The organism is Alistipes sp. 56_sp_Nov_56_25 (genome assembly GCF_001915285.1).
Lineage (GTDB): Bacteria > Bacteroidota > Bacteroidia > Bacteroidales > Rikenellaceae > Alistipes > Alistipes shahii.
Map to the genome: position 1 here is coordinate 1 of NZ_MNQF01000022.1, position 8500 is coordinate 8500.

At 57.8% G+C, this 8500-nt stretch carries 6 protein-coding genes, 1 rRNA gene and 1 pseudogene; 1 reads left to right on the forward strand and 7 read right to left on the reverse strand.

Annotation, left to right across the window (positions count from 1 at the left end; genetic code table 11):
• Nucleotides 1-93, reverse strand: a 16S ribosomal RNA gene (locus BHV64_RS06975); the annotation flags it as partial.
• Nucleotides 94-793: 700 nt separating this feature from the next.
• Between BHV64_RS06975 and BHV64_RS06980 the strand changes: the two genes are divergently transcribed.
• The gene (locus BHV64_RS06980) at nucleotides 794-1312 is read left to right on the forward strand and encodes a YiiX/YebB-like N1pC/P60 family cysteine hydrolase (protein WP_254886409.1); all 519 of its coding nucleotides are present in this window, start codon (nucleotides 794-796) and stop codon (nucleotides 1310-1312) included.
• On the opposite strand, the gene BHV64_RS06985 is transcribed toward BHV64_RS06980, so the two are convergent.
• The 6 genes and pseudogenes from BHV64_RS06985 to BHV64_RS07010 form a co-directional block, all read right to left on the reverse strand.
• Nucleotides 1287-1493 carry a hypothetical protein gene (locus tag BHV64_RS06985; RefSeq protein ID WP_217727774.1) on the reverse strand — a complete coding sequence of 69 codons (207 nt, stop codon included), beginning with the start codon at nucleotides 1491-1493 and terminating at the stop codon, nucleotides 1287-1289. The genes BHV64_RS06980 and BHV64_RS06985 overlap by 26 nt on opposite strands.
• 17 nt (nucleotides 1494-1510) lie before the next feature.
• Nucleotides 1511-2824, reverse strand: a complete 1314-nt coding sequence (locus BHV64_RS06990; RefSeq protein ID WP_138265081.1) for an MFS transporter — start codon at nucleotides 2822-2824, stop codon at nucleotides 1511-1513.
• Between the two features lie 178 nt (nucleotides 2825-3002).
• Entirely contained in the window at nucleotides 3003-4100 is a 1098-nt protein-coding gene (locus tag BHV64_RS06995; RefSeq protein ID WP_147620243.1) for an SGNH/GDSL hydrolase family protein, read from the reverse strand.
• Nucleotides 4097-5416 (reverse strand): alpha amylase family protein, encoded by a 1320-nt coding sequence (locus tag BHV64_RS07000; RefSeq protein WP_195637399.1) that lies wholly within the window; start codon nucleotides 5414-5416, stop codon nucleotides 4097-4099. The genes BHV64_RS06995 and BHV64_RS07000 overlap by 4 nt, the downstream gene beginning before the upstream one ends.
• Nucleotides 5417-5429: 13 nt before the next feature.
• Nucleotides 5430-7245 (reverse strand): annotated as a pseudogene (locus BHV64_RS07005) (FAD-dependent oxidoreductase).
• Between the two features lie 10 nt (nucleotides 7246-7255).
• The coding region (locus BHV64_RS07010) for a calcineurin-like phosphoesterase family protein (RefSeq protein WP_288115679.1) at nucleotides 7256-8500 on the reverse strand (1245 nt) is incomplete at its 5' end.

Consider the following 8500-nt stretch of genomic DNA (forward strand, 5'->3'; position numbering starts at 1 on the left):
CCAGTGTATTGCTACACCGTGCTGCCCCTCGACTTGCATGTGTTAGGCCTGCCGCTAGCGTTCATCCTGAGCCAGGATCAAACTCTCCATTGTAAAAAAATGTTTTGTTATAAATCTTTAGCTCTAATCTCAAAGGTATTGTTTGAAATCACTCTCTTGCAAGAGTGGAAAAAACTTTTAGCTGCTCAAATACTTCAAAGAACGCTGTTCAATATATTACTATAAGAACAATTTCTTTTATTTCTCCGGGGTCCGCCTTTCGGCCTCTCCCGCTGTTCTGACCGCGATTTTTCAGCGGAAAGCGGTGCAAAGATAAGTGTTTATTTTCGAACCACCAAATCTTTTTGAAAGAATTTTTCAGAATTTTTTCAGAACCTTTTTTCGTATCGCTTCAAACCGTGTGTTGCATTCGAAGCGGGTGCAAAGGTAAGTCATTTTTCTGAATCTCCAAAGGATTTCGGAACTTTTTCCAAAATTTTTCAGAACCTGTTTTTGTCGCTTTCGAGCGGTGTTTCTCTCTCGAAGCGGGTGCAAAGATAAGGACTTTTCCAGGCAACTTCCAAATAATTCCGGGACTTTTTTTCGACAATTTTCACGTCTTTTTCTCACCCGATTATGGATCAGCGAGTTAGTTGTAAAAATATTTTAATATCTTTGCAGAAACAATTTCAAAACAATACCCATGCGATTGTTATTATATATAGGTATATTACTGTGCGGCTTTTCCTGCACCCGAAACGCCCCTTGTTTGCACCCGGGAGATTTGTTGTTTCAGGTCGGAGAAACATCGGAAATGACCGGAGCGATCACTGCCGCGACAGGCAAAGAGCGACAACTGAACTACTCGCACGTAGGCATAGCGGTGCGGTCGCACGGGGTCGATTCGGTACTGGAGGCCACGAGCGACGGCGGTGTGTGGGTCACGGCCCTGGGCGATTTTCTGGCACGCTCCGCCCGAATCGACGGACGGCCTGCGGTTACGGTAATGCGTCTGCGCGACACGACGGGCGTCGCGGCAGCGATAGAGCGGGCGCGAAAATTCATCGGACAGCCCTACGATTACTCGTTCCGACCGGACAACGGCAAGATGTATTGCAGCGAACTGGTATGGGAAAGCTACCTCGCCCCGGACGGCAGCAGACGATTTCCGGCCCGGCCGATGAATTTCCTCGCGGCAGACGGATCGTTACCCCGGTTCTGGGCAGAACTGTTTGCCGGATTGGGAGAGGAGATTCCCCAGGATATTCCCGGAACGAATCCCAACGACATGGCACGCGATCCGCAACTCAAAGAGGTCGCCCGCTGCTATTGACATGGCTTTCCTCAAAAGGGCTGCCCGATAAAGGCTCCCAACCTGCATGGTTGCGGAAAGACTGCGGCAAACAAGATGGCAGCGGAGGCAATAGCGGCAGGATAACGCTCTGCGCCGGCAGGACGATCTTCCACGGCAGATCTGACATGGCCGGACCTACGATCTTCAGGTTGTTGTCCATCGTCGCACGGGATCTTTTCATTCGTTGATCAATTCTTTGTCGACCTCCTCGGCTGTCACCTCTTCAGTATCGGGATAGGTGAAGGGAATGCGCGCGGCAAGCAGGAAGGCGGGAACCGTGGCCAGCAGCGCCCACATGAAGAAGTAGTGATAACCGCCCAAGCTGTCGCAGAGCCAGCCGCTGATCATACCCGGAAGCATCACGCCAAGGTTGGCAAGCGACGACCCGAAAGCATAGTGAGCCATCTGGTGCGAACCAGGCGCCACCTGCTGCATAATAAAGAGTGTAAGCCCCACGAAGCCAAATCCGTAACTGAAATATTCGAACACGATGGCTGCGCAGATCAACACGGGACTCGAAGGCTGAAACCATGCCAGCAGCGCATAGACCACGAACGGAACGTTGAAGATGCAGACCAGCGGGAACAAGGCACGCCGCAGTTTGAGCCACGAAATGAAATAGCCGCCCAGAATGGACCCCACGACGAAGGCGATCACGCCGAAGGTACCGTAATAAAGTCCAATCTGCTGTTCGGTAAGCCCCATGCCCTGCTGATCGAGCGGAGCGTTGAGGAACAGCGGTACGATCTTGATGACCAGACCTTCGGCGAAGCGGTAGAAAAGGATGAATGCGAAATAGATCCAGATATATTTCTTCTTGAAGAATTCCAGAAAGATGCGCTTCGTTTCGCGCATGGCGCCGCCGAAACTGTCGGCATGGGCCGTCGCGATGCCGCCTGAAGGCAACATACGGATGTGGTACAGCCCCAGCAGAAAAAGAATGCCGCCGCAAAGGCCCATCACGACCATCCACGCCTGCACGATTCCGACATGATCCTTAAGCGCACCGGCCAGATAGACCAATCCGCCCATGGCGAAGACCTTGGCGATGTTGTAAAAGGCTCCCTGCCAACCAATAAATTTAGCCTGCAAATCCTTGGAAAGTTCGGTGATATAGACGCCGTCGGTGGCGATGTCGTGTGTCGCGCCGCTGAAAGCCACAACCGTCATCAGGGCGATGACGTAAGGGAAAAAGTTGGGAAACGGAAGCGACATGGCAACCAGCGCAAGTCCCAGCCCCGAAACCAGCTGCGTGGTGACGACCCAGAACTTCTTGGTCCTGAACATCTCCATCAGGGGACTCCAAAAGGGTTTGAGCGACCACGGCAAAATAATCAGCGAAGTCCAAAGCGTAATGCGGGCATCGTCGATACCCAGCCCTCGAAACATCAGCGTTGCCACCATGTTTACGATAATGAAGGGGAGTCCCATCGCAAAATAGAGCGTGGGAACCCATGCTAACGGCGACACTTTTCGGGAATTTGCAGACATCGGTTCTTTTTAGGTTTAGGTTAGAATTGATATAAAGACAGATCAACTTTTTGCAGCCGCAGAGGTTGTTGCTCCCGTTCTGCACCTTTGTTTCTATAAATTTGTTATTGTGAAATTCCGGAGTTCACGATCCTGACCGAGGACAAAAGCAGCAAAAAACCGCGATACGGCCAAACGCCTATTCGATCGGTTTGATCTCCGCCTCCCACCCCGTCAGCGTCGAAACGTAGGGAATCAGCAGCATCGCCATCTTGCGATGTCCCGCATAATTGGGATGGGCCGACGATCCGAGTTCGCTCCCGTCGTTGCAGTAGCCGGGCAGGATAGCCGCGAAATGGAGGTTCGGCACGACGCCGGACTGACACAAGTCGCGGATATAGGTGAAGGCCGGTTCGCTGACGCGCGGCGCCACGCAGAGGATCGGCATTTCGTCGCCGTAAGCGCCGCGCAGGGTTTGCAGGATACGGGTATAGGCGGCCGCAAACTCATCGCGCGAAGGATGCGGCAGGGTCGAAAAGTCGTTCGACCCCAGATTGATGACGACCAGATCGGGACGGTACGGCGACGCCGCGAAATCCCACGCCGGTTCCGCCGCCTCGTCGAACGTATTGGCGATGCGGTCGGCCATCGTATTCTGCGAAGTGGCGTTCTTATCGCCGTAATTGCGTGCCGCGCCGCGTCCCGAATGGGCGATCAGCGTATAGTCGGCGCCGAAATAACGGGCGATGATGCAGGCATACGCCTTGTTGCAGTTCTCGGTTTGAGGTTTGAACGGCTCGTCCTTCGAAAGCCCCTCGGTCCCGTAACCGCAGGTCAGCGAATTGCCGATAAATTCGATATGCCGTCCGGGCGCGGGCGCCGCAGGCAGCAGACGCCGTCCCCTGTCAAGCAGGAAGGCATGGATCGTCGTGCGCCCCTGCTCGCCTTCGGTGCGTTTCTGCATCCGCACGGTATGTTCGCCGCGCCCCAGCTTCTCGGCCAGCACCACGACCGAATCCGTCCCGAACGTTGTAACGACACCGGCGTCGCGGCCGTCGACGGTCAGATTGTAGTAATTCTTTTTCGTATCCGAAACGCGCATCGCCAGCGAGCCGCCCGTAAAACGACACTCGAAACAGGTTCCGCTCCAGTCGAAACTCACGTCGCCGCCGTTTGTCTGCGTACGTCCGACATAGCGCACCTCGGACGACGCGGCGGGCGCCTCTGTCCGCTCCTGGGCGGAAACGGCGCCGGCGCACAACAGCGCCAGCACCGCAAAAATCAGCCGTCGGTTCATTGCTTCGCCTCCGCTTCATAGGCGCTGACGGCCCGCTGCAAGGGTCCCCACCAGTCGCGGTTGATGATATGTACGATGTCGAACACCATCAGCCCGTCGGACTCGCGGAGATTCATCTCCACGGCCCGCTTGAACCGGGTCGTATCGCGTTTGTAATCTTCGACATACATACCGCCGAAGAAGGGCCTGCCGCCCAGCAGACGGCGCGAATAGCGGCATCCGCCCTCAACGCTGAGGTGGTCGCCTTTCGACATCTCGCTGTCGGTCTCGTTCTTATGCAGGCCGTTGCTGCGGCGGTACTCGTCGACGGTCACGTTCCAGTAATAATTGCCGTTGGTGAAAATGTCCAGCAGTTCGGCATATCCGTAATTCTTATATTCGGGCGTGGCCCATGCGAAGTCCTGCGAAGGATCGTACGTATTGCTGGCCCAATTGACGCCCACTTCGAAATAGGACGGATACCACGCGCCCGTATAAGCGCCGAATTTCAGACCGGGCTTCACGGCTTTCAGCTCCTCTTTGGTGCGTTTGAAGAAGTTGTAGATCACCGACGCGCGCCACTCGATCCACTGTTTGAAATAAGGGCCGTCGATACGTCTCCAGCCGCCGTCGCCGTCCTCCTCCCACGCATAGACATCCTCCGGAAAACGATCCAGTTTTTTCCCGATATAGGCCTCGAATTCTCTGCGTGAGAAATCCGAAAAGTCGGACTGGATATTGTCATAACGGCCGCGGTCGAGCAGCAGGCCGTCGAAATCGTACTTCTGCGCCACCTCCTTGAAAATGGCGATTTCGTGATCCTGAACGGCAGAAAGCGCGGGATTGGCGAACAGCACCTTCTTGTCCGGAATCTCCAGCTGGGGCATCAATCCCCTGCCGGGAACATAGTTCACGGCCTGCCATTCGGGATGACCGTCGTAGATCAGTCCGCGGCGGAATACGCCGTTGCCTTCGGCAAAGGTGTTGAACGAACCGTAAATCTCCAGTCCGGCATCGTGCGCGGCATCGACGAAAGTTCCCACAAAGTCGAAATCGGGACGGGTAAAGCCCTTCCACTCACGAACTTGCGGCGCATATTCGCTGGGATACACCACTTCGCTCGAAGTGCCCTTGACGTCGAGCACCAGCGCCGTCATGCCGGCCTCCCGGCACTTGTTCACATAATAACGGATCGAATCGGGGTAACTGAAACGCACCCAGTTGGCCGAACAGTCGAGCCACATCAGTTTGGGTTTCACCCCCTCGGCGGCACTCCGACAGCCGGTCGCACCTGCCGCGGCAAAGGCCAGCAGGCATACAGTCAGCAATTTTTTCATGGAAAATTAAAAGCTATTTTCGTTTGTAGTTTCCGTAAATATCGACTTCGGCCGCATGGAAAGGATCGGCCACCGCGTCGATCAGCAGCGCGCATTCGAGTCGCGTGAGCGGACGCGCCGGATCGTAACCGGAGAGCAGTCCGGCGGCGGCGCGCTCCGTCTGCGCCGCAATGTCCCCGGCCGGCTTGCCGAGCGCTTCGGCCAGCATCGCCGTCAGGAGCGCCCCGTCGACCGGCGTTTCCCGAACGGAGGAGCGTACCGACGGATAGACTTCACGCAGCCCTTCGCGCAGTTCGGATTCCGCGATCGTCCGATCGGCGTCGAACCATGTCTGGTTCTCCCAGCCGACATTGGCTCCGCGCCCCTTGAGGATTCCGGTCACGCCGATCCGCTGCATCGCCTTGAAACGCGGATCACCGGCCGGCAGATCGAGGTACGGCAGCAGGTAGCCGCCCGCATCGAGCACCGCCTCCTGCACCCTGCGCACCGCAACTTCGGACGGATCGACGCCCGCCGCCGCGGCCAACGCCGCCAAGGCTCCCGTTGCCTGCCCGATCTGCAACACGACGGGTTGCAGGCGCGTGGAGCCATTGACGAGGTTGGTTACCGAAACCGATTTTTCGGCTACGAGCAACCCCGGAAATCCTGCGGGGATCACGATGCCCAGCGGAAAACCGTACGAGGGGATGGGATGGAAATAGAGGTCGGGCAGATCGTCCCAGCCCGAATAGCGGGTATGATGCTGGTCGACCGGATAATCGCCCACGCCGACCGCCGTACGGTAAAGCGTTCCGGCGTAGGGGTCGGTGATGTCGTTGAGCGTAAAACGCACGGCGCCGTGAATGCGCCGCGACTCGCGGTGATAGGGAATGAACGGCAGCCGGTCGTCCGTAGGGAACTCGTCGTCGGCCAATCCCAACGTATTGAATCCCAGCTCATGCTGAAGGAAATAGACGAATGACAGCGTATGACTCTTGGCCCTGCGGACGGCGTCGGCCCGCTCTTCGGGCGTCATGTCGATCATGTCCACGTAGTAATCGTTGCCCTCGATCGGCCAGTTGATCATGTATTTGCCGTCGATGCGGCTCCTTCGGAGCGACGCAAAGATCGTTCACGCAGCAGCAGGCAAAAAGCGACGGATCGTACCCGTCGGGCCGCGGAATCGTGACGTCGCGGCCATAATCCTTCAATACGGCGACATAGGTCAGGTCCTGCACGATGCCGTTGGCTTCGGCCGGGGCAATATCCTCGTGCGTGACGGCCGACGAATCCATGCCGACATCATAAGGGACGCCTGCCATCCGGGCGACGTCGCCCAGCTCCGTCGCATCGACGAGCACGTCGGCCTCGACCTGCCGGAGCCGGCCGTCCCGCCGGACACCCAGCCGCCATACATCCTTTTCGCGCTCGGCCGTCTCGGCCGCCGAACGGTACCACACGGTGAGATTCGGCTCCCTGGCGACGAGCCGCTTGAAAATGCTGTCGCCCACCGAGGGTTCGAACAGCACGTTGCTGACCCACCCCGTCATCAAGGCCGAATCGCAACCGTAATGCCGGGCCAGTTCCGTCCAGAACTCGTCCCAGATGCCGCCGCGCAGGCGGTAATTGCCGTCGGTGGCGCTCACGCCCGCCGAGGTGAGCATGCCGCCGAGCCAGTCGAACTCCTCGACGATCAAGGTTCGCGCCCCCATGCGGGCCGCTTGCAGTCCGGCCGCCGTTCCGCTCGCTCCCCCGCCGACGATCACCACGTCGTAACGCTCGGCGGAACCGCATGCAAACAGCCCCAAGCACGCCAGCAGCTGCAAATATTTCAGTCCGGTAAATCTCATATTCGGTCGCTTATTTTAAATCGACTGCGGCCCGGCTGATCCGCCCGAAGCGGTCCGTAGCCGACACCTCGACGCGCTTCGCCCCTTCGGGCAGCGCGACGCGGTAATAGTGGTCCGAAATCGAAGGGTAAATCCATTTATGGTCCATCTGACTGGTGTCGGAATAGAGCTGTTTCGCGGCGGGATCGTAAGCCTGAAACCGCTCGGCGGGACCGACCGGCACGCCGTCGATCGTAAATTCGACCTCCCACGCCGGGTCGCTGGCCCAGACGTTGGCCACGGCGTACCCTTCGAACTGGGGATATTCGCGGCCGCTGTAAATTTTCATCTGGTAATCCGCCGGATAACCCGTCGATTTGTAATACCAGTCGATCCGGTCGCCGTTCACCTCATAGACGCCGTACCCGGCGGGCGTGCCGTCGGTGCAGAGCGGTCCCTGCCACCATGCGCCGCTCAGGGCGGGTGTCACATGCTCGTAGAGACCGGGGGCGATGGACTGGTTGAAGGTCGTATGGGTATGGCCCGAAATGATATGCGCCCGGTAGGGTTTCAGAATTTCGTAAAGCCCCCTGTGGTTGGTCATCGTCGATCCGGCGCGGTCGTAGCGGAACTGCTTGCGGTCCTGCTCCTCGCAGGTCGAAGGAATATGCAGGCAGACGACCACCGTCGAACCGGGCTGCACGCGGGCAAGGTCCTTTTCGAGCCAGCGCATCTGCCGCTCTTCGAGATAGCCGATGTAAAAATAGTCGCGCCCGATGAAGAAGTTGTCGTCGAGCACCACGTAGTGGATGCGTCCGACGTCGAACGAATAGTAGACCGGGCCGTACATCTCCTCGAACTTCGAGAAGGAGGTTTCGTAAGAGCGTCCGTAGACCTCCATGTCGTGGTTGCCCATCGCGTTGCGGAACGTAATTCCCGTACGCTCCATCACCTCGTTGTACCGGCCGTAAAGCGAATGGTCGTGCGACACAATGTCGCCGCAGCAAATGCCGTGGAAAGGCATACCGCCGTAACTGCGGACCGTGGCGGCGATGTCGTCGGCCGCCGCCGCGAGTTTCGCAAACTCCTTCGGCGCCCATATCTGCGGATCGGCGATGGCGATGAACCCGTACCGCGAGTCGTCGCCCGCACGGCGGAGCAGCGTGAAATCGCAGGATTTGCCCTCGGCGGGCAGCGGGTGGAAATAGCGCACCACGCCCTTTTCCACCGGAGCGTCGTAGCCCGCAGGCACGCAAACGAAGACGAAGCGGTTGTC

What these genes read in the sequence shown, in the direction of transcription:
- BHV64_RS06980 (WP_254886409.1), top strand. Translation starts at nt 794, where the DNA reads ATGACCGGAGCGATCACTGCCGCGACAGGCAAAGAGCGACAACTGAAC.
- BHV64_RS06985 (WP_217727774.1), bottom strand. Translation starts at nt 1,493, where the DNA reads ATGGACAACAACCTGAAGATCGTAGGTCCGGCCATGTCAGATCTGCCG.
- BHV64_RS06990 (WP_138265081.1), bottom strand. Translation starts at nt 2,824, where the DNA reads ATGTCTGCAAATTCCCGAAAAGTGTCGCCGTTAGCATGGGTTCCCACG.
- BHV64_RS06995 (WP_147620243.1), bottom strand. Translation starts at nt 4,100, where the DNA reads ATGAACCGACGGCTGATTTTTGCGGTGCTGGCGCTGTTGTGCGCCGGC.
- BHV64_RS07000 (WP_195637399.1), bottom strand. Translation starts at nt 5,416, where the DNA reads ATGAAAAAATTGCTGACTGTATGCCTGCTGGCCTTTGCCGCGGCAGGT.